The 26464-nt window shown below is 55.7% G+C and carries 20 protein-coding genes; 10 read left to right on the top strand and 10 right to left on the bottom strand.

Features of this window, described 5'->3' with window-relative positions:
• Nucleotides 1-28 precede the first annotated feature (28 nt).
• Nucleotides 29-916 carry an SWIM zinc finger family protein gene (locus U1140_RS01100; protein WP_369845592.1) on the bottom strand — a complete coding sequence of 296 codons (888 nt, stop codon included), beginning with the start codon at nt 914-916 and terminating at the stop codon, nt 29-31.
• A gap of 11 nt (nt 917-927) precedes the next feature.
• Complete coding sequence (locus tag U1140_RS01095; RefSeq protein WP_369845591.1) at nt 928-4038, bottom strand: DEAD/DEAH box helicase; 3111 nt, start codon at nt 4036-4038, stop codon at nt 928-930.
• A gap of 378 nt (nt 4039-4416) precedes the next feature.
• Between U1140_RS01095 and putP (U1140_RS01090) the strand changes: the two genes are divergently transcribed.
• From putP (U1140_RS01090) to U1140_RS01075, 4 genes are all read left to right on the top strand, one after another.
• Nucleotides 4417-5988: a sodium/proline symporter PutP gene (putP, locus tag U1140_RS01090; protein ID WP_369845590.1), complete on the top strand. Its 1572-nt coding sequence runs from the start codon at nt 4417-4419 to the stop codon at nt 5986-5988.
• A gap of 259 nt (nt 5989-6247) precedes the next feature.
• Nucleotides 6248-7813 carry a sodium/proline symporter PutP gene (gene putP / locus U1140_RS01085; protein WP_369845589.1) on the top strand — a complete coding sequence of 522 codons (1566 nt, stop codon included), beginning with the start codon at nt 6248-6250 and terminating at the stop codon, nt 7811-7813.
• Between the two features lie 254 nt (nt 7814-8067).
• Complete coding sequence (locus U1140_RS01080) at nt 8068-8694, top strand: HNH endonuclease family protein (RefSeq protein WP_369845588.1); 627 nt, start codon at nt 8068-8070, stop codon at nt 8692-8694.
• A 69-nt stretch (nt 8695-8763) separates the two neighbouring features.
• A complete protein-coding gene (locus U1140_RS01075; protein ID WP_369845587.1) occupies nt 8764-9237 on the top strand; it encodes a DUF2269 domain-containing protein in 474 nt (157 codons plus the stop codon).
• 205 nt (nt 9238-9442) lie between these two features.
• On the opposite strand, the gene U1140_RS01070 is transcribed toward U1140_RS01075, so the two are convergent.
• Nucleotides 9443-11389, bottom strand: a complete 1947-nt coding sequence (locus U1140_RS01070) for a DEAD/DEAH box helicase (protein ID WP_369845586.1) — start codon at nt 11387-11389, stop codon at nt 9443-9445.
• A 114-nt stretch (nt 11390-11503) separates the two neighbouring features.
• Between U1140_RS01070 and hutG the strand changes: the two genes are divergently transcribed.
• Complete coding sequence (gene hutG, locus U1140_RS01065; protein WP_369845585.1) at nt 11504-12442, top strand: formimidoylglutamase; 939 nt, start codon at nt 11504-11506, stop codon at nt 12440-12442.
• Nucleotides 12443-12516: 74 nt separating this feature from the next.
• Here hutG and U1140_RS01060 read toward each other — a convergent pair whose 3' ends face one another.
• Nucleotides 12517-13830 carry an MFS transporter gene (locus tag U1140_RS01060; protein ID WP_369845584.1) on the bottom strand — a complete coding sequence of 438 codons (1314 nt, stop codon included), beginning with the start codon at nt 13828-13830 and terminating at the stop codon, nt 12517-12519.
• Nucleotides 13831-14141: 311 nt separating this feature from the next.
• Here U1140_RS01060 and U1140_RS01055 point away from each other — a divergent pair, with 311 nt between their 5' ends.
• On the top strand, nt 14142-14453 hold the full coding sequence (locus U1140_RS01055; protein WP_369845583.1) for a hypothetical protein: 312 nt from the start codon (nt 14142-14144) through the stop codon (nt 14451-14453).
• A gap of 42 nt (nt 14454-14495) precedes the next feature.
• Here the strand turns inward: U1140_RS01055 and U1140_RS01050 are convergent, their stop codons facing one another.
• Nucleotides 14496-15290 carry a hypothetical protein gene (locus U1140_RS01050; RefSeq protein WP_369845582.1) on the bottom strand — a complete coding sequence of 265 codons (795 nt, stop codon included), beginning with the start codon at nt 15288-15290 and terminating at the stop codon, nt 14496-14498.
• Nucleotides 15291-15349: 59 nt separating this feature from the next.
• Nucleotides 15350-16927 (bottom strand): carboxylesterase/lipase family protein, encoded by a 1578-nt coding sequence (locus U1140_RS01045; RefSeq protein ID WP_369845580.1) that lies wholly within the window; start codon nt 16925-16927, stop codon nt 15350-15352.
• Nucleotides 16928-17099: 172 nt separating this feature from the next.
• Here U1140_RS01045 and U1140_RS01040 point away from each other — a divergent pair, with 172 nt between their 5' ends.
• Together U1140_RS01040 and U1140_RS01035 are read left to right on the top strand one after the other, a co-directional pair.
• Nucleotides 17100-20903, top strand: coding sequence for a multifunctional oxoglutarate decarboxylase/oxoglutarate dehydrogenase thiamine pyrophosphate-binding subunit/dihydrolipoyllysine-residue succinyltransferase subunit (locus U1140_RS01040; protein WP_369845579.1), 3804 nt, complete (start codon nt 17100-17102; stop codon nt 20901-20903).
• A gap of 75 nt (nt 20904-20978) precedes the next feature.
• The gene (locus tag U1140_RS01035; protein ID WP_369845578.1) at nt 20979-21911 is read left to right on the top strand and encodes a fumarylacetoacetate hydrolase family protein; all 933 of its coding nucleotides are present in this window, start codon (nt 20979-20981) and stop codon (nt 21909-21911) included.
• Between the two features lie 11 nt (nt 21912-21922).
• Here the strand turns inward: U1140_RS01035 and U1140_RS01030 are convergent, their stop codons facing one another.
• A complete protein-coding gene (locus U1140_RS01030; RefSeq protein ID WP_369845577.1) occupies nt 21923-22672 on the bottom strand; it encodes a hypothetical protein in 750 nt (249 codons plus the stop codon).
• A gap of 45 nt (nt 22673-22717) precedes the next feature.
• Between U1140_RS01030 and U1140_RS01025 the strand changes: the two genes are divergently transcribed.
• Nucleotides 22718-23842: an Mrp/NBP35 family ATP-binding protein gene (locus tag U1140_RS01025; protein ID WP_369845576.1), complete on the top strand. Its 1125-nt coding sequence runs from the start codon at nt 22718-22720 to the stop codon at nt 23840-23842.
• 11 nt (nt 23843-23853) lie between these two features.
• Here U1140_RS01025 and U1140_RS01020 read toward each other — a convergent pair whose 3' ends face one another.
• The 3 genes from U1140_RS01020 to sigE are packed head-to-tail and all read right to left on the bottom strand — an operon-like array spanning nt 23854 to nt 25612.
• Nucleotides 23854-24447 carry a twin-arginine translocase TatA/TatE family subunit gene (locus U1140_RS01020; RefSeq protein WP_369845575.1) on the bottom strand — a complete coding sequence of 198 codons (594 nt, stop codon included), beginning with the start codon at nt 24445-24447 and terminating at the stop codon, nt 23854-23856.
• Nucleotides 24448-24463: 16 nt separating this feature from the next.
• Nucleotides 24464-24937: an anti-sigma factor gene (locus tag U1140_RS01015; protein ID WP_369845574.1), complete on the bottom strand. Its 474-nt coding sequence runs from the start codon at nt 24935-24937 to the stop codon at nt 24464-24466.
• 54 nt (nt 24938-24991) lie between these two features.
• Nucleotides 24992-25612 carry an RNA polymerase sigma factor SigE gene (sigE, locus tag U1140_RS01010; RefSeq protein ID WP_369845573.1) on the bottom strand — a complete coding sequence of 207 codons (621 nt, stop codon included), beginning with the start codon at nt 25610-25612 and terminating at the stop codon, nt 24992-24994.
• A gap of 191 nt (nt 25613-25803) precedes the next feature.
• On the opposite strand from sigE, the gene U1140_RS01005 reads away from it, so the two are divergent.
• Nucleotides 25804-26433: an O-methyltransferase gene (locus U1140_RS01005; RefSeq protein ID WP_369845657.1), complete on the top strand. Its 630-nt coding sequence runs from the start codon at nt 25804-25806 to the stop codon at nt 26431-26433.
• Nucleotides 26434-26464: the final 31 nt, after the last annotated feature.

Raw genomic sequence — 26464 nt, 5'->3', positions numbered from 1 at the left:
CCATTACTAGCACAGACGTGTCACACTGCTATTTTTCGTGTGTAAGAAAATGGTACATATCTTCGATATCAGACACCGCGCGCAATAAATCGATGTTTGTGTGGCTGACTGCACGCAAGGCCTTGCGCAACAAATCTGGGTCAGAGTCATCGATTGCCGGGGCAGTCTTTGGCGTGGGCACGGCAGGCAGCTGACGCCCCGTCCAAAAGGTTTCTGCCCCCTGTTCGGTCGCTTGCCGAGCAACTTCGTTAGCCGAAGCCGTAATCATCTGTTCCAGTTGGACGAGTTCGATACCGCGCAACTGGAAAACAGCCGCTGGGTCCGCATCTAGCTTCGCCGCCAACTCTTCCGCAAACGCCACCTGGTGCTTACAAATCCACGCACTATCCGGGCAATCACAAAAACACCGTAGGTCATCGTCGCTGTCGGCTAGCAAGATCGTCAATAGCTCATCGGAAAGCTCCCCGGCGCGCACTCGTTCCATCGCGCCAGCAGTTTCTGCAAGTATCCGCCCCACGGCAGCAAGCTCATCGACAGAGCGGGGCGGCAGTTGGATCACGACAGAAAACGGTTGATTCTGCGAACCGGCAACTTGTCCGTGGGCGGCACCATTTCGGATAGCGATGTCAACGACGTGCCCGCCTCGCGCATAATCAATTCCGCGTTGATAGCGCCCGTCATCAGCATTATCTTGGATCATTGCTCGTAGCTTGAGCCCGGCACTACCTTGTAATGGTCGCGAGCGATACAACTGCTGACGAGCTGTCTCGTAGGATCGATGCTCGTCAGTGGTGGGCTTGCGCTCTGTGGGCTTGGCGACGCGAGTGCGTGCACCAAAGTTCGCGTAGATGACATTATCTACCGTCACGTTGTTACGTTCTTTGGAGTGCTCGCCGTGCTTGTGCTTGTCGTTCATAGCCTCACTAGTTACTGCTCGCGGTAACTCATCAATTCTGCCAATTGCTCTGGCGCCAACTCGGTGATCCAGCCTTCGCCTTCACCCACGATGGCACCCGCTAAATGGGTTTTGCCGTCTAGGATATCCTGGATTGATTCTTCCATGGTGCCCGCGCTAATCATCTTGTACACCGCAACATTGCGACGTTGCCCGATTCGAAATGCACGGTCGGTGGCCTGGTTCTCCACCGCAGGGTTCCACCAACGGTCCATATGCACCACGATCGACGCAGCTGTCAGGTTCAGCCCGGTTCCTCCGGCTTTCAACGACAAAATCATCACGTCAGGGCCGTCATCAGCTTGGAAATCGCTCACGAGCTGGTCACGTTTGTGCTGTGGTACCCCACCGTGCAGAAACGGAACCTCTTGTGCGAGGTGCTCGCTCAAATAGGATTGGAGAATCTGCCCGAATGCGCGGTATTGCGTAAACACCAGCATGCGCTGCCCGGAATGGACCGCATAATCCACTAATTCCATGAGTTTTTCGATCTTGCCCGAGCGATGGTGTCCTTTGATCGTGATCGGCGAACCGTCGCCAAGATAATGCGCCGGGTGGTTACAAATCTGTTTCATGCGCGTCAGGCTTGCTAATACCAGTCCCCTGCGTGCCATGCCTTTGTCTTTTTGTTCCAACTGGCGTTGCACGTCATCGACCAGGGCTTTATATAACGCAGCTTGTTCGTCGCTGAGAGTAACCGTGAGAACCTCTTCGGTTTTTTCCGGAAGATCGTCGATGATCGCCGGGTCGGTTTTCAAACGGCGCAAAATAAAGGGAGCGGTCAGCCGCCGTAGGCGTTCCGTCAAGGCATCATCATTGTCGCGCTCGATGGGTTTCGCAAAATGGTGCCGGAAAAAGCTCGCAGATCCTAGAACCCCTGGGTTGGTGAAATCAACGATCGAGCGCATCTCTGACAGCCGATTTTCTACCGGGGTACCGGTCAAGGCGATGCGATGCCGTGAGGGCAGCGAGCGCACGCTTTTCGACGCGCGTGTCGAGGAATTTTTAATTGCTTGGGCCTCATCGAGCACTACCCGATCCCATTCGACGCGTCCTAGTGCAGCGAAATCACGGCTCACGGTGCCGTAGGAGGTGATCACGACATCGTGTTCTGCAACGCGGCGGAGAAAATCCTCGCCAGCGGCACGGTTGCTGCCGTGATGTACAAGCACCCGCAGGCTGGGGACGAATTTTGCGGCCTCGCGTGCCCAGTTTCCCACCACCGAGGTCGGTGCAACCACCAAGGTGGGTCCGGTGGTCTCGTCGCGGTGCCGTTCTATGGCTGTCAGAGCTAACAGCTGCAGAGTTTTTCCCAGCCCCATATCGTCGGCAAGCACTGCACCCAGATTGTTACGCGACATCCAATACATCCAGTCGACGCCTCGCCGCTGGTAATCACGCAATTCGGCATGCACGGTGTCCGGGATATCTATTCGCTGTGGCGCTTTCGTTTCCAGTCCGCCAAGCAGGCTGGTGTGCCACGTCGAGCCGGTGAATTCTATCGGCTCGTCGGCTGTCGATTGCAATGCCAATTCGCGTAGGTCTCCGACCGTAACTTCATAGCGAAATTCTTCCGCACCGGCGCCAAAGCTACCGCCCTGTTGCCCACCGTTGTTCTGTGCTTGGCTTACGGCTTCGTTATAAGCCCGTCGTAGATCTTCGGCTTCTGCTGCGAGTTCCTCGGCATCAGCCGAGCCGGCCAAACGTGCCATTTCTGCAAGCCGAGCAGCTTTTTCCATGCGTTTTTTCACGCGCTTGGTGGCGGTTTCTGACAGCTGATCCATGTAATCGCTGATCTTGTTCAGCGCTTGCGAATCGGCCATCACCCAGTTGCCACGCAGCTTGATCAACCCAGATTTAGAGTTCACCAATTCGGACATTTCATCATCAGTTAGCTCATGTTCACCAACCGACAGCCGCCAGTTGTATTGCACGAGCTTGTCCATGCCCAGCTGTGAGGTGTTTGCCTTTTCATTAACTTCGCGGGTCTCGAGTTTGGCGGTGGTTTCCATGCGTGACCATGCTCGCGGCAGCATCACGGTAAACCCGGCAGCACGCAGATTATTAATATCTTCGCTCACGAAATCCACGATGCGAGAGGTATCGACATAGACATCCCAGTCGCCGGCATCGGGGTCTTCTGCTTGCCGACGTTGCCTATCTACCGGGTCGACATTGGGTTCCAATATCTGTGATACGCGGACTGCTTCGCGCTGGGATTTTCGCAGTAACTCGACACTAGACTGGTCAAGTTGTGCAGTCCGAATCGGCCGTGGTGAGTCCGTCCCCGAACGCACCTGCACACGAATCGGCCATTGCGCAGCGGGTTCATCGGCAGGCTCATTGACGATAATCACCAATTGTAGGTCCACCGAGGTAATCGAATCGTTCCATTCGTTTAATCCGCGGAGCAAGGTTCCTTTGCCACGCCGGATCGGCTTTCCTTGCAGCAGCGACTGCGAAAACTCATGCCACGGGTACGGACGCGTACGGCTAAATAGCGGTTGCAGTTGGGAAACCGTAATCCAGTGCACCAAGTGCTGGGATAATTCGTCGGCAAGATCCCGGTTGTTGACGGTCAAGATACCCGGGCAGGCGGCAATCATCTCACTGAGCCAACCACGCTCGGCGAGCCCGGTTGCTAGATGCCATTGTGGGTACCACTCGCCAGCCTGATAGCTCAGGCGAATGGTCACTCGCCCCGCGCGAACGAATTGCGTCATTCCGATATACATGCGGATAAGCCAATAGAGGTCCGGAGCAATGGCCGCGCGCTGACTTTCTGTCGCTGCGGGGCTGGGAGAGTCAAGGAATTCCAATTCACTCAGGATTTTCACAGACTCTTCCGGAGCAAACAGCCCCATCGGAACCATCAGGGAAACATCTTTACCCTTCGGGGTGCGCAGTGAAATACGCGCTCGGTTCCGAAAGCTGCGACGGTGCAACAAGGATTCCACGATTGGCGGAAAAGTACCTTCTGGCACCTGTTCCGGCAGAACAATCTTCCGTCCCTCAACTTTTTCGATCCATAGGCTTAATCCGGAAACTGGGAGCCACAGACCATGCAGACGGAACGAAGACATAAAGGACAGACTACCAGTTCGTATCAACACCGGAATTTAATTGTTATCATTCTGTAATATTTTCACGTGTCGCCTGCTAAGAGCATGAAAATCCTGTTATTTTCCTGAAATATCGACGGGAGACGTTTGGGCGAGCTTGGAATTCTCACTACGGTAAATGATTGGTCCACTAAAACCAGTCGTTTTGCTGTGCAGGTTGACCAAAGCGAGAAGCGATTGGCTATTCGCGATGGCACAACCAGCCAGCAAGTCGCTGAGTTTTCGAGTGGTATTTAGTGCTCGACAAAGTTGTAGAACCTGGTGCCATCCGCACCAGGCAGTGCAAAGAAATTCACGTGCTGTTTCGGCACGTGAGAAATCTACTGACAAGGAGTAACGGTGACTGAATCAACCTGGTTTGTCATCGCGATCATCATCTACATGTTTGGGATGCTCGCGATCGGCTACTGGAGTTATAAACAGACAGATCAATACGACGACTACGTGCTCGCTGGCCGTGGTCTGCCACCATTCGTGGCTGCCCTTTCCGCCGGTGCATCGGACATGTCCGGTTGGCTGTTGATGGGTCTTCCGGGTGCGCTGTTCGCATCCGGTTTGGTTGAGCTATGGATCGCAATCGGTCTGACGATCGGTGCCTGGGTGAACTGGAAGGTCGTTGCCCCTCGCCTACGTGCCTACTCCGAGATCGCAGACGACTCGATTACGGTTCCATCCTTCTTCGAAAACCGTCTGGCGGATAAGTCTCGCGTTTTGCGCGTGCTGTCCGCGGCGATCATTATCTTCTTCTTTACCTTCTACGTCTCGTCCGGAATGGTTGCCGGTGGACGCTACTTCGAGTCCACTTTCGATGGTGACTACCTGATCGGTCTCTTGATCGTTGCAGCCATCACCGTCGCTTACACCTTCATCGGTGGCTTCTTGGCTGTGTCCTACACCGACACCGTCCAGGGCATCATCATGTTCTTGTCCCTGATGATCGTGCCAGTCATGGCGTTCGTATCCTTGGATAGCGGCTCGGATATCTTTAGCTTTGCCGCTAACAACAACTACGGCACCGATGGCGTCGTTGAAGCTAACCCAGACTTCTTCAACCTGTTCAACGTTGGCTCCGCTGCCGCAGTTGCCGCAATCGTCGGTAACTTCGCATGGGGCTTGGGTTACTTCGGCCAGCCGCACATCATCGTGCGCTTCATGGCACTGCGTAACTCCACCGACGCCCGTGCAGGTCGTTTCTGGGGTATCGGCTGGATGGCACTCTGCGTTATCGGTGCAGTGTTCGTCGCACTGGTCGCAACTGTCTTCTTTACGCAAACCGGCAACACCATCACCGACCAGGATTCTTTCGAGACGGTCTTCTTGGACATGGCTCGCGTCATGTTCCACCCACTGATCGCCGGTTTGGTTTTGACCGCTGTTTTGGCAGCGATCATGTCCACCATGTCCTCCCAGCTGCTGGCTGTCTCCTCTTCCCTGATCGAGGACCTGTACAAGATGTTCGCCAAGCGCAAGCCAGCAGAGCAGGTTCTGATCAACCTGTCCCGTACTTGCGTTGTTGCCGTCGCCGTCTTGGCTGCCGTTCTGGCCGTCAACCCAAGCGACTCCATCCTGGGACTCGTCGGCTTCGCCTGGGCAGGCTTCGGTTCCGCCTTCGGTCCAGTCGTTCTGTTCTCGCTGTACTGGAAGCGCCTGAACGCACCAGGTGCCATCGCTGGTATGGCCACCGGTGCCATCGTCTCCACCGTGTGGGGCGTCTGGTTCTCTGACATCATCTACGAGATCGTTCCAGGCTTTGCCGCAGCAACGATCGTCCTTGTCCTGGTCACCTTGGCTACCAAGGAACCAGCGACGAAGGTCAAGAAGCAGTTCGATCAGGCAGCTAAGCTGACTGACATCGCAACCGAAAACGAGGACGTCGACTTCGATGAGGCTGCAGAAAAAGTCAAGAAGTAAACGTCTAGCTTCGCACCGGCGTTCGTCACTACTGAGGTAATCGGTAGTACTTCGCCACCGCCCCCGTGCTGAGGATTCCTCACCACGGGGGCTTCTCATATCTACACCCCGCGAAACTAACCGACTAATTGTGTGACATATCTGATATTTCGCATACTTTGCGATACCCTGGCGAGCAGGCATTGAGTAGTGGTAAAAATCACACCACGGCGAAATGTATAAGCCAGAAATTGCCGCACACAAAGGGAGCCAACCGGAAATGTCAGAACAAACATGGTTTGTGATCGCGATTATCGCCTACCTGATGGTCATGCTCGCGATCGGCTATTGGAGTTATACCAAAACCTCAGAATACGACGACTATGTCCTCGGTGGCCGTGGACTTCCACCATTCGTCGCAGCTTTGTCTGCTGGCGCCTCCGACCTTTCTGGTTGGGTTCTGATGGGTCTGCCCGGCGCTTTGTTCGTCTCTGGGCTTTCTGAATTATGGATCGTTTTCGGCCTGTTTGTCGGCGCCATCGCCAACTGGCAATGGGTCGCTCCGCGCCTGCGTGCATATTCGGAAATAGCCGAGAACTCCATTACAATTCCGTCGTTTTTCGAAAACCGTTTGCGCGATAAATCACGTCTCTTGCGCATGGTTTCCGCTGCAATCATTATCTTCTTTTTCACCTTCTACGTCTCTTCCGGCATGGTTGCCGGTGGACGCTACTTCGAGTCGACCTTCGATGGTGACTATCTGACTGGTCTGCTCATCGTCGCAGCAGTAACTGTCGCGTATACCTTCGTCGGCGGCTTTCTGGCGGTCTCCTACACCGATATGGTGCAGGGACTGATGATGTTCAGCGCGTTAATTATCGTGCCACTGATGGCTTTGCTTGCGCTGGACCAGCCCAGCGACATTTTCAGCTTTGCAGCAGAAAACAACTACGGCACCAACGGCGTCGTCGAAGCCAATCCTGACTTCTTCAATCTGTTTAACATCACATCTGCGGCGGGTATTGCAACCATCATTGGTAACGCAGCGTGGGGTCTTGGCTACTTCGGCCAACCGCACATTGTCGTCCGCTTTATGGCACTGAAAAGCCCAGCGGATGCGAAGTCCTCGCGTAATTACGGCATCTTTTGGTTGGCCATCTGTTACGCCGGTGCCACGTTTGTCGCATTAATTGCTACAGTCTTTTTCACGCAAACCGGCCACAGTATCACCGACCAAGACGCCTTCGAGACCGTCTTCTTGGACATGGCACGTGTCATGTTCCACCCACTACCAGCAGGACTGGTGCTCACCGCCGTGCTGGCCGCGATTATGTCGACGATGTCTTCCCAGTTGTTGATCTTGTCGTCTTCCTTGATCGAAGATATTTACATGGGGCTTGCGAAAAAGCGCCCTTCGCAATTCGTTCTCATTAATCTGTCCCGTACTGCAGTGGTCGGAATCGCTGTCATCGGTGCCCTGCTCGCAATCAACCCCAGCGATACGATTTTAGGTCTGGTCGGTTTCGCCTGGGCAGGCTTCGGTTCAGCGTTCGGTCCGCTGATATTGTTCGCACTCTACTGGAAGCGCCTCAATGCTCCCGGTGCAATCGCAGGAATGATCACCGGTGCCGTTGTCTCGATCATTTGGGGCACCTGGTTTGGCGACCTCATCTACGAAATGGTTCCAGGCTTTATTGCTTCTACGATTGCGCTCGTGGTGGTCACGTTGGCGACCAAGGAGCCGAGCACGGAGATTCAGGACGAATTCGACAAAGCTGCCAAGTTGGACACGGTCGCCAGCGACGACGACCTCGATTTCACCCAGGCGGCGAACAAGCTCAATTAGTCGACGCACAGCCGAGTACATACCACGACACCCACACGGCTCACTATCACTGACGTTTTACTTGCGCCCACTGTCTGCGGAACCGCCAGGCAGTGGGCGCAGTCTAATGCGACATGGCCCAATATTCGGCATCGAGCATCGACGCAGAACTGCACACAGGCGGCACTGAGAAAAGATTACTGAAGAGTTCACTACGTAGCACTGGGCTTTTCCGGGGCTATCTCTACCTACTTTGTATCGCAACTATCTGCGCTGTGATCTTCACCCTCTGGCCACGACTATTCCCCACGACGTACGACGGCAAGAATACAATTCCCACCTGGGATGAACTAGAACCGCAACTAATTACAACTCCGCAGCGCCAAAAGATTCCGGGCTACAAGCGTGAACGATTTGGGAGCGGATGGGGCAACCAAGGAGTCTGCAGTACACGAGAATCCGTGCTACTTGCTGGCGCCACCAACTCACCACAACTTCCGGCTCCGGTCACACAGGAAGCGTGCGAGATTGCCAATATAAAGATTTGGGATGAATACGCGGGAGAGTCCATCACCATTGCAGAATCAGCGCAGCATGTAGATATTGACCACATTTTTCCGCTCTCTGCAGCCTGGGATTTGGGAGCACATTCCTGGACAGAAGAACGTCGCAAAGAATTCGCCAACGACGGGCGAAATTTGGTCGCGACTGCTGCAAGCGCGAACCGGGAAAAATCAGATGCACTGCCAGCGCAATGGATGCCTTCCGATACATCGGCTCATTGCTGGTACGCACGCAGAATCGCCGTGGTTGCTGTGAGCTATCAGTTGGCACTCCCGCAGCACGATCTACAGCAGATGCGCGCTGCATGCCGCCTTCTTCACAGCCTGGGCATCGGCTAAAGCACTGGTAAAATCGCATGAGGAGCTTTTTGTTCGCCGACTCAATGTGTCTACCTAAAAGGATTTTTCATGACTGATTTCATGCTTGTTTTACACATCGCTGCCGCAGTGTTGTTTATTGGACCAATTATGGTCGCCACCTCGGCTTTTCCAGCACAAATAGTGGAAGCGAAATCCGGGACGGCAACTGCCAAGGGTGCAGCCGCGGTACTTTACCGCGTGACAAAGACCTACGGTTTCCTCTCCGCACTCGTGCCGCTATTAGGCCTGGTGGTGTTTTTAACCGACATGGATTCTTACGGAACCCAAGGTAAATTCCATGCCTCGATCCTGCTGGCAATCATCGCCTGGGTGATCTTATTGGTCGTGATTGTGCCCCGCCAACGCACCGCCTTGGGCGCACTGGGCATGCTGCCAGAAAGCGAAGCATCTCCAGAAGATGACAAAGTCGAAAACTGGACGAAGATGAAAAAACAGCTGGCGATGTACGCTGGCATCTTTAACCTGATCTGGGTCATCGTCTTGGTACTGATGTTCATCTAGGCAATGACCGAGGCGAATAACTCAACACCAATCGCTAATGCTCAGCGGGGATTGCACAATCGCGATTCGCACAATAGCTGAGCACAAGAAAAAGCCCGGAATGCAGAACTATGATCCTGCATTCCGGGCTTATTTTTCTAACACATTCGTCTGTGTCTGTTGTTATCCCGACTGGCGGTTTCTCAGAGAACAGTACGCAGACTAACTAGTTACGAAACTTGCCTCCGCCTTTGCGGCCGCCCTTACCTGAACGGCTACCTCCACCACCGTGGAATCCACCGCGACCTGGAGCGCCGTGATCTTTCCGGATCTTGATGAGTTCTCCCGAAATGCGGGTATCGGATAGACGGTCCAAAACAGCAGGATCCAAGTTCTTCGGTAGTTCAACAATCGTGTGCTCGGCACCAATATTGATGCGGCCGAAGTCTTTGCTACTCAAGCCACCTTCGTTAGCCAAGGCACCAACGATCGAACCCGGACGAACGTTTTGGCGTTTACCGACGGCCAAGCGGTACGGCTGGAAGTTTGCATCCCGGCCACCACGACCGCCGCGTGCGCCACGGTCACCACGATCCCGACCGCCGCGTCCACCGCGGTCATCAAAATCGCGTCCGCCGCGCTTGTCGTTGAAACGGTCTTTGCGCTTGTCGACGGGCTGCTCTTTGAGCAGGAATTCCTTGTCGCCTTGCAGTTTCACCGCGAGTGCTGCAGCGATATCGTCCATGGCAACATCGTTATTCTGCGAGTACTCGCGCACCATGGTGCGGAAGAAGTCTTTGTCCTTCGCACCGAGTGCTTCAGTGATGCCCTGCGCGAAGTTCTTCTTGCGAACTTCATTGACTTCGTCGACCGTCGGCAGTTGCATTTCCTGCAAGGTAGCCTTGGTGACTTTCTCGATGGAGCGCAGCATACGACGCTCGCGTGGGGTAACGAACAAGATCGCCTCACCACTGCGTCCTGCACGAGCCGTACGGCCAATCCGGTGTACGTAGGATTCGGTATCGCCCGGAATGTCGAAGTTGATCACGTGCGAAATGCGCTCGACATCCAAACCTCGTGCTGCCACGTCGGTAGCAACCAGAATGTCCAAGCGGCCGGATTTCAGCTGTTCCACGGTGCGTTCACGCTGGTTCTGCGCAATGTCACCGTTGATGGCTGCGGCGCTGTAGCCTGCGGCGCGAAGCTTTTCTGCTACTTCTTCGGTTTCGTGCTTGGTGCGCGTAAACACGATCATGCCGTCGTAATCGATGACTTCGAGGATGCGGATGAAGGCATCAAATTTCGCGCGGTGTTGCGTGAAAAGGAACCGCTGGGTGATGTTTTCGTTTGTGCGTGCCTGTGATTTCACAGTCACTTCGGCAGGGTCGTTGAGGTACTGCTTCGACAAACGACGGATGCCATTCGGCATCGTCGCCGAGAACAGCGCAACCTGTTTCTCCTCTGGCGTGTCCGCCAAGATGCGCTCAACATCTTCTTGGAAGCCCATGTTGAGCATCTCATCGGCTTCGTCCAGCACGAGGTAGCGCAGCTTCGAGATGTCGAGGCTGCCTTTTTCCAGGTGGTCGATAACACGGCCTGGGGTGCCGACGATGATCTGCGCACCACGACGTAGGCCTGCAAGCTGGATGCCATATGCTTGGCCGCCATAGATCGGCAGTACTTCGATGCCGCCAAGGTGTTTAGCGAAGGATTCGAAGCTGTCTGCAACCTGCAGTGCCAATTCACGGGTGGGCGCCAAAACTAACGCTTGCGGGAAGCGCTCGCTGGGATCCAATTGGGCCAAGACGGGCAGCGCGAAGGCAGCGGTTTTACCGGTACCCGTTTGAGCTAGGCCCACAACGTCGCGACCCTGCATGAGAATCGGAATGGTTTGTTCTTGAATCGGTGATGGTTTTTCAAAACCTACGGCTTTCACCGCATCTACCACGTTGCTGGGCAGATCGAGGTTGGAAAAACCCTGAGGACGGTCGTTGGCTGAAGATTGTTCTTCAGCGTCGGTGTGCTCAGAAGTTTCGCCACTCTCGGCAACGGCATCAGTGGTAGCCGTGATTTTGCCTTGCGAATTTTCCTGAGATTCCGACGTAGTCGATGGAGACTGACTGAAATTATCCGGCTCGTTGTCGCCGCCGGTGGCGTAATCGGTAATGCTCATTGCCTGACATACACTACGGCAGCAGAGCTTAAAACACCATTTTATCGCCGTTTTATCGTCACTTTTCTCGTCACAGTGAACTAGCACACATTAGATTTCCCCTATACTGGTGCCATGATTTCTCATTCACCCGTTTCCCGCACACCGCACCATTGGGATGGCCGCCACGATGGCGACAGCCCGGAGTTCTACCGCTGGCACTCGGTCATCGACAATGTGCAAGACAAACCCGGAGCAGCCATTCTGGGGTTCGCATGTGACGAAGGCGCTCGTCGCAATGGTTGCCGCCACGGTGCCGCCGAGGGCCCGCACGTTTTGCGCGAAGCATTGGCCAACTTGCCGGTACATAATGATCTACCGCGCTACGATGCCGGCACAGTCACGGTCAATGGCACCGACATGGAAGGTGCACAGGAAGAACTGTCCGAACGCATCAAGGATCTAGTGAACGCAGGCCACTTGCCGGTGGTTCTCGGCGGTTCACATGAGGTCGGCTACGCCAGCTACCTCGGCCTGCACAAAGCCCTGCAACGCCCCATTTCTATTGTGAATTTCGACGGCCACCTTGACCTTCGCCAGACTGAGATCCCCACTCACGGCACCCCGTTCACCCAGGTAGCCGAGCTGGTGGGAGACGATTTCGATTATTCCGTGATTGGTGTTTCTACTGCAGATAACACAGGTAAGTTGTTTAACTTTGCCAAAGAGTTGGGCACCAAGATTGTGCTTGACGACGAAATCCACAACATGACTCCCCGCGAAGCCGCCGAGCGGGCGCTAGAGATTTCCGATGTTCACGACGATCTGTACGTGACGATCGACTTGGACGCCATTTCCCCTGCTGTTGCTCCGGGTGTCTCCTCGCCATGCACCGTCGGCATTGGTATCGAACCGATGCGCGCGATGTGCAAGGCTTTGGCAGCCAGCGGCAAACTTCGTTTGGTGGACGTCGCAGAAATGAACCCCTACTACGACGTCGACGGTCGCACCGCGCGAGTTGCGGCGCGGCTTCTCGACGACATGATCAACGAGCACGCCAAGTTGCAAAAATAAGCTGAACCCTGGGTTTTCCGCAATTAGCTGCGGCAAGCGTTTTAGGGACGCCCTGCCCTTAGGAGGACCGGCTCTTATTTTGCCTCGTTCTCCGCTGGCATTTCCCGCACGTTGGTATCCCGGGTGTGCAAGGTTTCGCGTCCCGGAATCCACGCGAGAACTGCCAGCATCGCGACGGCTGCACTGGCAAAAAATGCCCAGTTAAATCCCCAATTATCCGCGACTGCACCGATCATCAGTGGACCAAAAATCATTCCCAGATCCATAGACATCTGGAAACCTGCGAGAACTTTTCCGCCGGAGCGGTCGTTGCCGATAACGTCGGCAAGCGTTGCCTGTTGCGCGGGCACCGCGATTCCAGCGGCCGCTCCACTTAGGGCGGATAGCAATAGCAGCATCCACAATATCTCAGCTGTGCCGTAGAGACCGACGCACAGTGCACTCGCTGCAAACCCCGTCATGATCAGTGGTTTGCGCCCAATCCGGTCTGCCAAACGGCCAGAAAACTGCAGTACGACGGCATTACCTGCAGCATAGGCTGCGAGCGCGTACCCGGCGGCTGCGGTGTCATCAATAAACACTGCGGCTGCAAACAGCGGAATCACCGCAACACGTACGCCCATATTCACCCAGCCATGCGCAAAATTCGACACCAGCACGCTGCGGAAAGCAGAATCACGCCAGGCCTCACCGTAGGTAAATTTCTTATTCTCGGTCCCATTGTCAGCTGCTGCGTTCGTTTTCGGCATCATGACCCACACGACGATTGCTGCTGCACATAAACCAATTCCATAGATGAAAAATGGCCAGCGGAAGCCCAAAAAGGCCAATGCTGATCCCACCAATGGGCCGAGAATGCTGCCCAACAAGAAACTCGTGGCATACGTCGCCGAGCATTTACCGCGAATCGCGGGAGGGGCTAATTTCACGATCAACCCCATGGCCGACACGGTAAACATGGTCGAGCCGATTCCAGCCAGAAAGCGCAGCACGAGGATCTGCCAGTAGTCCTGGGCGATGGAAATCAAGCCAGTATTAATAGCCACCAGAAGTAGACCGGTGATGTAGACGCGGCGCACCCCAAGTTTGTCAGCGAGCATGCCGGCCCCGGTTGCAAAAATCAAACGAGATACAGAAAAAATCGAGATCACAGCACCTGCTGCCGCCATGCTGACATCAAAGCTCACCACAAACTGTGGGAGTAACGGCGCAATCAAGCCGTACCCCAGGGCAACCAAGAAGAACGCTACCACGAGCACCCAAATTTCTTTCGGAATGCGCGGCTTTTCTAGCTGGTCCACCCCACCTGGCTTTCCGGCTGGGGTTTGCGATTCGTACGGCGAGTTATCTGTCTCCTGGATGTGAGAACCGGGGCGATCAATAGGCATAGTTCTCGCGATCCTACTCCTAGTTGACGGGCCTGTCTCCGCGAAAGGTCCTCACCCAGCATTGCTTTTCGAAATCCAGTTCGAACAACAATCAGCGGGTGTGCACCGCGAAAATTAAAGTGCACACCATGACTAGACAACAAGTAACTCGCAGCACCCGTACCACCCACGAAATCTTGACAGAAATCCAGAGAAACGAGGGAAAACAGCTCGCAGCCATAGAAAGCATTCTCCATCACCCACGCTCATTGGCCCGCCCCATGGCTAATTGGCGCCCGCCACTAGCACACCTAAAGGTGGGCAAACATCGAATGCTCACAGCCGCTATCTCGCGCTACCGGGTTGGCCGCTTAGTGCAATCCCGTGTCCGCGGCTATGGAGAACAACGCACCCCTGCCTATGTCGTAAGCATTCGCATCACCGATCCAACCGGGGCTGCCCCGCCGATTCCACTCACGGAAGCCTGGATACGTGCGGTCGTGCCAGAAAACCTGATTAGCGCGGTACATCAAATCGGCACAGACCACGAGACCGCATGCATCTATGCCTGGCTTGTCGACGCCAATTACGTACCGGTGCACTCACCTACATCAATTTTTACCGGGTTTTCGCAGGCTGCATAACCGCCTATCGCCCATCGGCTTCGGCATGTGCCGCAAACAGCTTTAAAGTTCGAAACCGTCCTCGCACGGTTTGAGCTGCGCTTCCCAATCCTCTGCTTGCTCAGCGCACAACGACAGCACATCGAACAAGCGATCAAAATCGGTGTAACTGCCAAGCTCCAGAATTTCTGGTTCATAACCATGCATGAGTTCACCAGGCGCGAATGCGGCCTCGTCCAATTCCATCTCTGGATCAAATCCCAACGCTGCGTCGAAATCCAACGCTGCGTCCAAATCCACCTCAGCGTCGACATCCACCTCAGCGTCGACATCGACCGCGAAAGGTTTAGCTGGATTATCTGCAGGCGCATCATCCTCTGCCTCCGCAGCAGCGAAAGCTTCGGAATCAAAGGTGATAAATGAGAGTTTTGCGGTCGGAACACCAGATACCAGATCAATGGACACCCGCAAGTGAGAATCTTCGGCGACGTGCGCGACGACAACCCCAGGGTCGATGGTGTGGTGTTCAAACTCCAGATCCGAGATCCGCTCGTCGCGACCTTCCAGCAAGTCGCGCAGTACGGTCACCACCTGGTCAGTAGCAATATGCTCGGCGACGATCGCGAGTGCATCCTCAACAGAAAATGCCACCGAAACCAGTGCCGCATCGAAGCTTTCGTCGTCTTCGTCGACATCAGCTGCCGCGATATATACGTTGGCTGCTGGCAGAGCCGCATCGATCTCAACAAATTGGATTTCCACACCTGAGGTAATCGGAACGAACAACACGTCGTCATTCACCCGAGACTCGATCCCGTCGGCATCGAGGGCGGCAGCAATATCTTCGAAGAAGCTCATGTTCGCCAATCTACTACGCCGGAACCTACTTTGGTAGGACTAAGCATTATCACTATTGATCATTCATCAACCTGGAAACCGAGATCCCGGAGCAACTCGGGCCGCCCCGCGCCCCATTCCACAACGTCATAATGTTTCCACGCCCGCCGCTTTTCTGCCTTCGGGTCGTATTCCACGCGCGACTGCGCATCAAAAATCATCGTCGGACGTGAATGATGCTGCTCAGTTGGCGGTTTATATTGTGGCCAATCCTCGCCTGGCGCGCCGAACCTGATAAAGCTCGCCCAGTGCCGCTGCATCTCTTTCGTCAACCGCTGCATCGCTTCATCATCCCGACCAATTTTGGACAACAGGCGGGTTTTCGACGCTTCCGGAGTGCCGAATACATTCGAAAGCTCAGACGAATGTGAGGCACCAATCCCGAGTTTGCGCATCAGCTGCGGCGCAAAGTCGAAGCGATACATCCACGTCGGCGCATACTCATTGTGGTGACTAGCGATGCGCACCGTCGGGGCCCAAAACAAGGCATCGGTGACCAAATCAGCAAATTCCGCTCTCGTGCGCGCCCCACCGTAGGCCTCCAAAACGGTATCCGTATGTTCTGGATCGTACGGATACAAAAGGCGTCGCCCTGCTTTCGCGCGGCGCGTCGTACGCTGAAAGAAATACCGGGTCACGCCGGCTTCATCCAGATTTGTTCCCAACATCAGCGGCACCTGCGCCTGCCGGCCATGCTGGAATGCCACCATCGGATGCTCCGGCAACGATTCCGATTCCACGGTCGGGCCAAAAGTCGAATTCAAAAACTGCAATTCGCCTGCCCGCCACATCATCGACATTCCCGCCCGCACCAACTCGTCGGAACTTAACCTGCGCAGATCATCAACGGTACTCTCCGCCGGCAGCCCTAGACGGGTCAATAGCTGGCGCGCCCACAATTGCGATTGCGCCTTAGAGTGGATTAACCCAATCGGCGGCGACTGCGCGATCGCACGGTGGAATAAACCACGTGCAGCTGGCGAACATAGCAACGCCAGTACGGCCGCGCCACCAGCAGATTCCCCCATGATCGTCACCGATTCTGGGTCGCCACCGAACTTGGCAATATTGTCTTTGATCCAGTGCAGAGCCAGCACTTGATCCCACAACGCTGGGTTCGCCACGCAGTCACCACCCAAGCTGCGTAAGTCCAGGTAGCCCAAAACCCCGAGGCGAAAATTCAGCGAGACATAGACGACGTTCATCGCTGCAGCTAACCGGTGCCCGCGCAACATGTTTTGGTGGCTAGCACCCATCAAAAATGAACCACCATGGAAATACACCACCACCGGTAATTTTTCTGTAGTGTCCGGCCGGACGATGTCGAGGTGCAAGCAATCTTCGTCGCCAATGAGCCGGTCATTGAAGCCATAATTGGGCTGTGGCGCCGGTGATTGATAGCGGGTGCAGTCAAGTACGCCCAGCCACGGGCGAACGGGTTTGGGGCGTTGAAACCTCGTGTCGCCGCCAGTGGGTGCCCCAAAGGGCACGCCCTTCCAGGTCACGATGCTGTCATCGCGAATTATTTCGCCTTGAATTTCCCCGCTCGCAAGCTGCACGCGAGGGTACTCCGCCGTCACATGTGACGATTCATCCATAACATTCCAGATTAGTAACCACCCCGAGGAATATCATGTGCCAAAACCAGAGACATAAGCGCGTAGAATGAATACAAACTGTCTATTAGGCTTGATGGAAGCTTGAACAAGACAGCTTCAGCGCAGATAAAATTAATGCACGCAAATCAACGGAAAGAGGCGAGCACCTGCCGTGAGCACTAACAATCCCTTCGGCTTGAGCACCTGGTTAGCGGACGAGTTGTATCAGGAATACAAGAAAGATCCGCAATCAGTGGATAAAGAATGGCGCGAGTTATTTGACAAGCACGGCGCACCATCCGACGTCGCCGCAGCAACCGATTCTGCTAGCGCAGCAGCCGGTTCTAACAAAGCTGCGAAATCCGCTGGTGCCACTCGTAAGCAATCCGGCAAGGAAGCCGCGGATATCGCTCCCCCAACACAGAAAACACTGTCCCATAAGCAACAGCAGCGCGAATCCGTGGTTGACGAATCTGCCAAGAAGGCACAGGCGAAGTCTGACGTCAGCAAGCGCGGTGTAACTCCGAAGGCTCCAAAGAAGGCGCCGTCACCGTTGGATGAGTTGCCTGCATACGAAGGCGGCGAGTCGAAGGCTCTCAAGGGCATGTTCAAGGCTATTGCCAAGAACATGGACGAATCCCTGGAGATGCCTACCGCAACTTCGGTGCGTGACGTTCCTGTCAAGCTGATGTGGGAAAACCGTTCTCTGATCAACGAGCACCTCAAGCGCACCCGCGGTGGCAAGATTTCTTTCACCCACATCATCGGCTATGCGCTGGTGAAGGCCACGCAAAAGCACCCAGACATGAACGTGCGGTACGAGCTTGTCGACGGCAAAAAGCCTACCGTCGTGTATCCGGAAGACATTAACCTTGGCTTGGCCATTGACTTGCCACAAAAAGACGGCTCCCGCGCGCTCGTCGTTGCCGCACTGAAAAAGGCCCAAGACAAGAACTTCGCAGAGTTCATCGAGGCCTACGACGACATCGTCGCACGTTCCCGCAAGAACAAGTTGACCGCAGCTGATTTCCAGGGCGCAACCATTAACCTGACCAATCCGGGCGGCATCGGCACTCGACACTCGATTGCTCGTTTGACCAAGGGCTTAGGCACCATCATCGGCGTTGGTTCGATGGACTATCCAGCAGAATTCGCTGGCGCTTCTTCGGATCGCCTGGCAGAGCTCGGCGTCGGCCGTCTAGTCACGCTGACTTCTACTTACGACCACCGCGTTATCCAGGGCGCTGAGTCCGGTGAGTTCCTGCGCACCATGTCGCAGTTGCTTGTCGACGACGTCTTCTGGGATGAGCTGTTTAGCGATCTGCAGATCCCTTACGAGCCAATGCGCTGGGCACAAGATATTCCGAACACCGGAATTGATAAGTCCACCCGCGTGATGAACCTCATCGAGGCTTACCGCTCCCGCGGTCACCTGATCGCAGACACCAACCCACTGCGCTGGAAGCAGCCAGGTCTGCCTTCTCCAGACCACCGCGACTTGGATATTCGCACCCACGGCCTGACCCTGTGGGATCTGGATCGTACCTTCCACGTCGGTGGATTCGGCGGCAAAGAATCCATGACTTTGCGTGAGGTGCTCTCCCGTCTGCGGGCTGCTTACACGCTCAAAGTCGGCTCCGAATTCAGCCACATCATGGACCGCGACGAGCGCGAGTGGCTGCGTGATTCCCTCGAAGCTGGTATGCCAAAGCCAACCAATGCAGAGCAGAAATACATCCTGCAGAAGGTCAACGCTGCCGAAGCATTCGAAAACTTCCTGCAGACCAAGTACGTCGGTCAAAAGCGCTTCTCACTGGAGGGTGCCGAGGCACTGATCCCACTGATGGACTCGGTGATCGATACTGCTGCCGGCCAGAACCTTGACGAAGTCGTCATTGGCATGCCACACCGCGGTCGTTTGAACGTGCTGTTCAATATCGTCGGCAAGCCACTGGCGGAAGTCTTCAACGAATTCGACGGCAACTATAAGGGCGGCCAAGCCGGTGGTTCTGGTGACGTCAAGTACCACCTCGGCGCCGAAGGCGAGCACCTGCAGATGTTCGGCGATGGCGAAATTAAGGTTACGCTGACCGCAAACCCATCCCACCTCGAAGCCGTCAACCCAGTCGTCGTTGGTATCGCTCGCGCGAAGCAAGACATCCTTGACCGCGTAGAGGGCAGCCACGACAAGCGCATCGTACCGCTGTTGCTGCACGGTGATGCCTCCTTCGCAGGTCTTGGCATCGTCCAAGAAACCATCAACCTGATGGGCTTGGATGCCTACAACGTCGGCGGTTCTATCCACGTCGTTGTCAACAACCAGGTTGGTTTCACCACGACTCCAGATGCGGGCCGTTCCACCCTGTACTCCACGGACTTGGCCAAGGGCTTCGACTGCCCGGTTTTCCACGTCAATGGTGATGACCCAGAAGCCGTGGTTTGGGTCGGCCAATTGGCTACCGAATACCGTCGTCGTTTCGGAAAAGACGTGTTCATCGACTTGATCTGCTACCGTCTGCGCGGCCACAACGAAGCCGATGACCCATCGATGACCCAGCCGCTGATGTACGATCGCATCGGCAACCGCGATTCTGTGCGTCAGAAGTACACTGACGAGCTCATCGGCCGCGGCGACCTTTCCGAAGAAGATGCAGAGGCAGCTGCTCGCGACTTCCGTGACCAGATGGAATCTGTGTTCAACGAGGTCAAAGAAGCGGAAGAAAACGGCCCTCAGGAACAGACCGGTATTACTGCTTCGCAGGAGCTGACGCGCGGCCTCGATACCTCGATCTCTGCAGATGCTATGCGTGAGCTCGGCGAATCCTACTTGGATCTGCCAGAAGGATTCGAGCTGCACAACCGTGTGGCACCGATTGCTGAAAAGCGTGCGAAGTCCTCCGTAGAAGGTGGCATCGATTGGGGCTGGGGCGAACTGCTCGCCTTCGGTTCCCTTGCTTCTGAAGGAAAGCCCGTACGCTTGGTCGGTGAGGATTCCAAGCGTGGTACCTTCACCCAGCGCCACGCGGTCACCTTCAACCCCAAGACCGCGGAACAATACAACCCGCTGGATGCACTGGCACAAGAAACCGGTAACGGCGGCAGCTTTGAGGTCTACAACTCAGCGCTGACCGAGTTCGCTGGCCTGGGTGTGGAATACGGCTACTCCGTTGGAAACCTGGACGCAGTCGTTGCTTGGGAAGCACAGTTCGGTGACTTCGTCAACGGTGCACAAACCATCATCGACGAGTATGTCTGCTCTGGTGAGGCCAAGTGGGGTCAGTTGTCCAAGGTGATCTTGCTGTTGCCACACGGCTATGAAGGCCAGGGACCAGACCACTCCTCTGCCCGCATCGAGCGTTTCTTGCAGCTGGCGGCCGAAGGTTCCATGACCATCGCCCAACCGTCCACTCCGGCGAACCACTTCCACCTGCTGCGTCGTCACGCGCTGGGCACCATGTCGCGCCCGCTCGTGGTCTTCACTCCGAAGTCCATGTTGCGCGCGAAGGCTGCCACCTCTGAGGTCGAAGAATTCACCGACATCACTTCCTTCCGCTCGGTCATCAACGATCCACGTTTGGTCGATGCGGATAACAACGTCGTCGGTGACGCTGACAAAGTGAAAACCGTGATGCTGTGCTCCGGCAAGGTCTACTACGAGCTGGAAAAGCGTCGCCAGAAAGACGAGCGCGACGACATCGCGATCGTCCGCATCGAGATGCTGCACCCAATTCCGTTCAACCGGTTGTCTGAAGCATTCGACAACTTCCCGAACATGGAAGAAGTCCGCTTCGTACAAGACGAACCAGCCAACCAAGGACCATGGCCGTTCTACAATGAGCACTTACACGAGCTCATCCCAGATATGCCACGGATGCGTCGCATTTCTCGCCGCGCACAGTCCTCGACTGCCACCGGTATCGCTAAGGTGCACCAAATCGAGCAAAAGCAGCTTATCGACGAAGCCTTCGCTGAATAAGCAGCATTCGCCGGTGAAGTTGACTACGGTGGGTGCTAGTTCACACTAGCCCTCACCGTAGAAAGGCCCGAAGCCATGCGACTAGCCTCTGTAGCCCCTGTTGATGGAACCCGCTACATAGCGATTGTCGACGAGGTAGAATCCCCAGATTCTGCATCGCTGACAGTCAGGCCGTTGCATGGCTTTTCTGCTGCCAACACCCCGGTGCGCAATGTCGGCGAGCTCTTAGCTATCCCGGGGTGGCGCGAACATCTCAATGAAGCACTAATCGACGTCGGTGATCCCGTCATCATCAGCAAGCACGACCTCGATGCCGTCGTGCCCTGGCCCGGCAAAATAATTTGCCAAGGGTTAAACTACGCCGAACATATTCTGGAGATGGGCCGCGAACTTCCCGAATATCCCACACTGTTTACCAAATACCCCGAAGCACTAGCTCGACCGTTCGCGGACGTGACTGTTCCCGCGGACAAAGCCGCACAACTCGATTTTGAGGGCGAACTCGCGGTTATTATCGGAGATTATGCCAGCGAGGTCAGCCCTGCTGATGCGAATGACTATATCGCTGGATACGCAGTATTCAATGATTACACATTGCGCGATGCCCAGCGTCGTACTCCGCAGTGGCACCAGGGCAAATCCTTTCGCAGCACCAGTGGCTTTGGTCCCTGGTTGACAACGCCAGACGAGTTCGATGTTTCCTGCGCGAGTTTGCGCACTCATCTCGACGAATCGTTGATGCAAAACGCCCCGCTGGCTGACCAAGTCTTCCCACCAGCCGAGCTGATTTCATTCATTTCGCACATCTATCCCCTGCGCCCAGGTGATGTCATCGCCACGGGAACCCCCGATGGCGTCGGCTTTGCGCGCAGTCCACAGCGGTTTATTCGCGACGGAGAAACTGTGACGGTCACGATCGACGGTTTAGGCTCGATCGCCAACACGACGCGCATTACGGCGAACACCACGCGCATTACGGCGAACACCACGCGCAGCACGGGCGCATAAGCCTCGTGTGCTTAGGAGTCGTCGCTCACCGAGTCTGGTGACGAGCCCGTGACGTTGACGGCTGCCCACTGTCCAGCTGCTTCTTCGGCCGTGAGCCCGTCGGCAAGCTTATCTTCGAGTTCTTCTAGGTTGCGGTCATCCAACAACCGTGTGACTTTTTGAATCTCGCCGATTTCTTCGCGGTTAAACAAGCCTGCGCCAAACAACGGTGTGAAATCCTGCGGCAGCGATGTATCAGAATCGGTACACCCTTGCGCTGAGGACGGCGCTGTCGTGACGATCGTCGGCGGTAACAGCCCCATCACTTCGCGGTGGAATTGTTCATGCACATCCGCTTCATTCGGATCCGGTGCATCGCCGTCGGCAACCAAGCCTTGCGCAATCGATGGGTTAAATTCTGCGACAAATTTTCCGGTGCAGGTGATCAAGAAATCAGTCTGCCGAGTCTGCAACATATCCCAACGCTTGGCAATATCCGCCCCGTCGTCAAGCATAACTTCTGCGTCGCGGCCTTCATCGCCCAAAACTGCACGGTAAATATATGCCCACAGCACTTGTTCTGTGGAGGACGCGTCCGCGATGATCCGGACTGCACGGTCGCGATCATCAGCGTGCGTGTCGACGACGTCACTTGCCTTAGATTCGGCTGCCGTGGAATCATCCGCAGGCTCATCGGCGGCGGAACAACCTGCGAGCAACAGCGCCGCGCTGGAAAAAGCGGCTGGAATATAGCGATTTCTCACATAATTCATCGTACCCACGCTGCGCAGTTTACAGATGCACCAGCAGGACTAAGATGGGTTGTAATGAGTGCCATTACAGAATCAGCAGTCCGCGAAGCGTTGGCGCGCGTCGAAGATCCAGAGATCGGAAAGCCAATCACCGATCTCGGGATGGTGAAATCCATCGACATCGACGGCGCCGACGTCAACGTCGAGGTATACCTCACTATTTCTGGATGCCCGATGAAAACGACCATCCAATCGAATACGCAAGCAGCCGTCGAGGAAGTCCAGGGCGTCGAAAATGTCTCTGTCTCGCTCGACGTCATGAGCGATGAGCAGCGCCGCGAATTACGCAATTCTTTGCGCGGAGCGCAGCGCGAACCGGAAATTCCATTTTCGAAGCCGGAGAGCACAACGCGAGTTTTCGCGGTGGCTTCGGGCAAAGGCGGCGTCGGAAAATCTTCGATGACCGTCAACTTGGGCGCTGCCCTCGCACAGCAGGGCCTCAAAGTCGGCATCGTCGATGCAGATATTTACGGCCACTCCGTGCCTAATCTTCTGGGGTCGACAGATGCACCAAACGTCATCGACGATATGCTCATGCCTCCGCAGGCACACAACTTGAAATTTATCTCGATCGGCCAGTTCGTCGAGGGCAATGCCCCTGTCGTTTGGCGGGGGCCAATGCTGCACCGCGCGATTCAGCAGTTCCTTGCCGACGTATTCTGGGGCGATCTGGATATTTTGTTGCTGGACTTACCCCCAGGCACTGGCGATGTCGCGCTCTCGGTCGCGCAGCTGATCCCGAATGCTGAACTGCTCGTGGTGACCACCCCGCAGGCTGCGGCTGCGGAAGTCGCAGAACGTGCAGGCTCACTGTCGCAACAAACGCGGCAGCGGGTAGCGGGCGTCATCGAGAACATGAGCGCAATGGTCATGCCCGACGGTTCCACGATGGATGTCTTTGGCTCCGGCGGCGGCGAGATCGTCGCCCAGCGCTTGACGACGCTCGTCGGCACCGAGGTCCCGCTGTTGGGACAAGTTCCACTGGATCCGCCGCTGCGAGCGCACAGCGATAACGGCACACCGGTGGTTCTCGCCGATCCGGAGAGCCCGTCGGCGAAAGAAATCACCAAGATCGCGAATGGCCTGGCAAAGCGTCGTAATTCCCTCGCGGGCAAGCCACTGAGCTTGGGTGTTAACTAGCAAGCTGCTTTTTAGAGCACGTCCGTCCAGCTGAACTCGGCCTTACCGCCTGGAGCTGATGGCGGACGCTGCGCTCCTGATCTCGCACGGCTAGTGTGCTCTTGTGCGTCAGAAACCGACGCATGCGACCTGGTTCGTGTTTGCGGCTGCGCTTGCGGCGCAGATTGTGCTTGCGACTGCGTCTCTGGCCGCTGTTGCTCGCCAGTACGATCTTGACCGTTCCGCTGGTTGCGCCGAGCCGCCGCTGTTCCAGCACCAGCTGCCCCCGTGGCATCCTGACTTTGTTCTTTCAGGATGGTGCGGGGATCAAATTGGTTGAAGAAATCATCGTCTTCATCAAAAAGCGTTTTCGCGATCGCCGCGCGTGGCCCCATTCGGCTAAGTTGGCCAAATTTTTGTAGCGGTTCGCGGAACTGCTCAAATTCGGCGCCGATGTCGTCAAATTCACCGTTGAGTTCTTGTTTCGCGTTGCTGATAGCTTTGCGTGCCGCGAAAACGGCTGCTCGGATATCTTGGAGTAGCCCCGGCAGACGCTCAGGACCGATGACAATGATCGTCACCACGAGGATGACGCCAATCTCCGACCAGCCGATATTGGAAAACACGAAACTATTTTAGCCTCTAGTCGCTGTGATTTCGACGCATCGCACGCGCCAGTTTTTCGATGCGCTCTAACAGCTCAGGCTGTTTGTTCACGCGGCCATTATTCGCACCCGATACCGTCGCTTCCCCAGGTTGCTCACTGGCGCGTAACCCCGCGGAATTCGTGTTACGCATACCATTAGCCTGCTTGGCTTTCGCAGCGTTGTCCGTTTCTGCTGCGATTCGGCGTAGGCTGTCCAACAACGATTCCGAAGCTTGCACCTGATCGTCATGATTGCAGTTGCGCAGGGCCTGAGCTGCCTTGCGCTGGCGATGCACGTCGGCGCGACAGTTATCGCACAGTACGAGGTGAACCCGCGCGTTGTGAGCAGATTTGCGTGACATTTCCCCATCGACGAATGCCGCGACTGCCTCGGGGCCTAGATGGTCAAAGCGTCGCCGCGGTCTTGTGGAGCGCTTCTTTTTCTCTGAACCGTGCGTTGAAGGCGTCATGGTTAAAATCGGTTCGCCTCCCTCGTGCCTGTTATCGATCGTGCACCCGTGCGGTTAGCGTGTGCGGAGCAGAATCTGAGTCTCTTCGTTATGCGTAGCGTCTTGTTCCAAACGAGCACGCAGTTGCGAGCGTCCGCGGTGAATGCGGGAACGCACGGTGCCCATCTTGACACCTAGCGTAGCGGCGATTTCTTCATAGCTCATCCCCATTACGTCACACAACACGATGGCTACACGGAAATCCGGGGCTAACTCGTCCAACGCTTTTTGCAGAGCGGGGTCTAGATTCGCCACGTTAAACGCCTGCTCGGGCGTCATGCTATTGCCTGCAAAGCGCTCATAATCTTCCGGCAATGATTCCATCCGTATTTTCGAGCGGTGGCGCACCATGTCCAGAAACAAGTTCGTCGTGATGCGGTGGAGCCAACCAGCGAACGTTCCCGGCTGGTAGTTCTGCAGCGAATGAAAAACCCGCATGAAAGTCTCTTGGGTGAGATCTTCCGCGTCTTGCGGGTTACCTGCCAGGCGGAATGCGAGCCGGTACACACTATCGGCATGCTCGGCAACCAGCTCATCCCAACTTGGCATTGCGCCAACACCGTCATCGAAAGCAGCAGTCCCGCGCACTTGCGCAGCAAGATCTGGGTTTTTCTGGGCCCCACTCTGCAATGTCATGGCTTTTATTGTGCTACAACTATCTCTATAAAGCCAGCCTGTGATCTGTGCAATTGCTGTGAATCCAAGACTCCTACGACCAGCAGTTTTTCCTCCCGTCGGCGCAGCACCCCGCGTAATTGCGCAAAAGTACTTAGACTGTTGGTGTGTCTACTTCAGAGAACTCTCCGCACACCTCGTCGGTGTCTGCCATGCTCGAGTACATCAATTCCACCGCCGTGGTTTCTGAAGGCTTACAGGCAGCACATGCCCACGCAGAAGAGTATTCACTGCCCGCGCCCGATGCGACCGTCGGCCAGCTGTTGACCACTCTGACAGCCAGCGCCACCCCCTCGGCGCAAACGAAAAATGCCGGGGTCATTGCGGTCACACCTGCAGCAAGCGTGGTCGGTTTGTATCTGCTGCAAGGCCTACCAGACAAGGGCGTGCTGACCTGCATAGACCCAGAGATTGAGCACCAACAGCATGCCAAGCATGCTTTCCGTGAAGCTGGCTATAGCCCGTCGCGGATTCGTTTCTTGCCGTCTCGCCCGCTCGATGTGATGGGACGTTTGGCAGCCGCGTCGTACCAGGTCATTTACGCTGATGTCTCCCCCACTCAGCTTCCAAAACTCATCGAGACTGCCTGGCCTTTGTTGGGACCACGGGGCACGTTAGTGCTGGCTAATTCGCTTCTCGACGGAACCATCGCCGATTCTTCACGCACCGATCGTGCCACCCAAGCCGCGCTGGCTGCCGACGAATACTGTCGTGAGCTTGATGACGCCATCGTCACCCGACTTCCACTGAGCTCTGGTCTAACGCTGGTGACCAAGCTCTAAAGCATCGACGCTTACTCGATGCCTGCACGAT

Source organism: Corynebacterium drakensteinense, from assembly GCF_041224285.1.
In the GTDB taxonomy this organism is placed as follows: domain Bacteria; phylum Actinomycetota; class Actinomycetes; order Mycobacteriales; family Mycobacteriaceae; genus Corynebacterium.
Note: the sequence above shows the minus strand (reverse complement) of the source record. Positions and strands in the feature narration are given on the sequence as shown.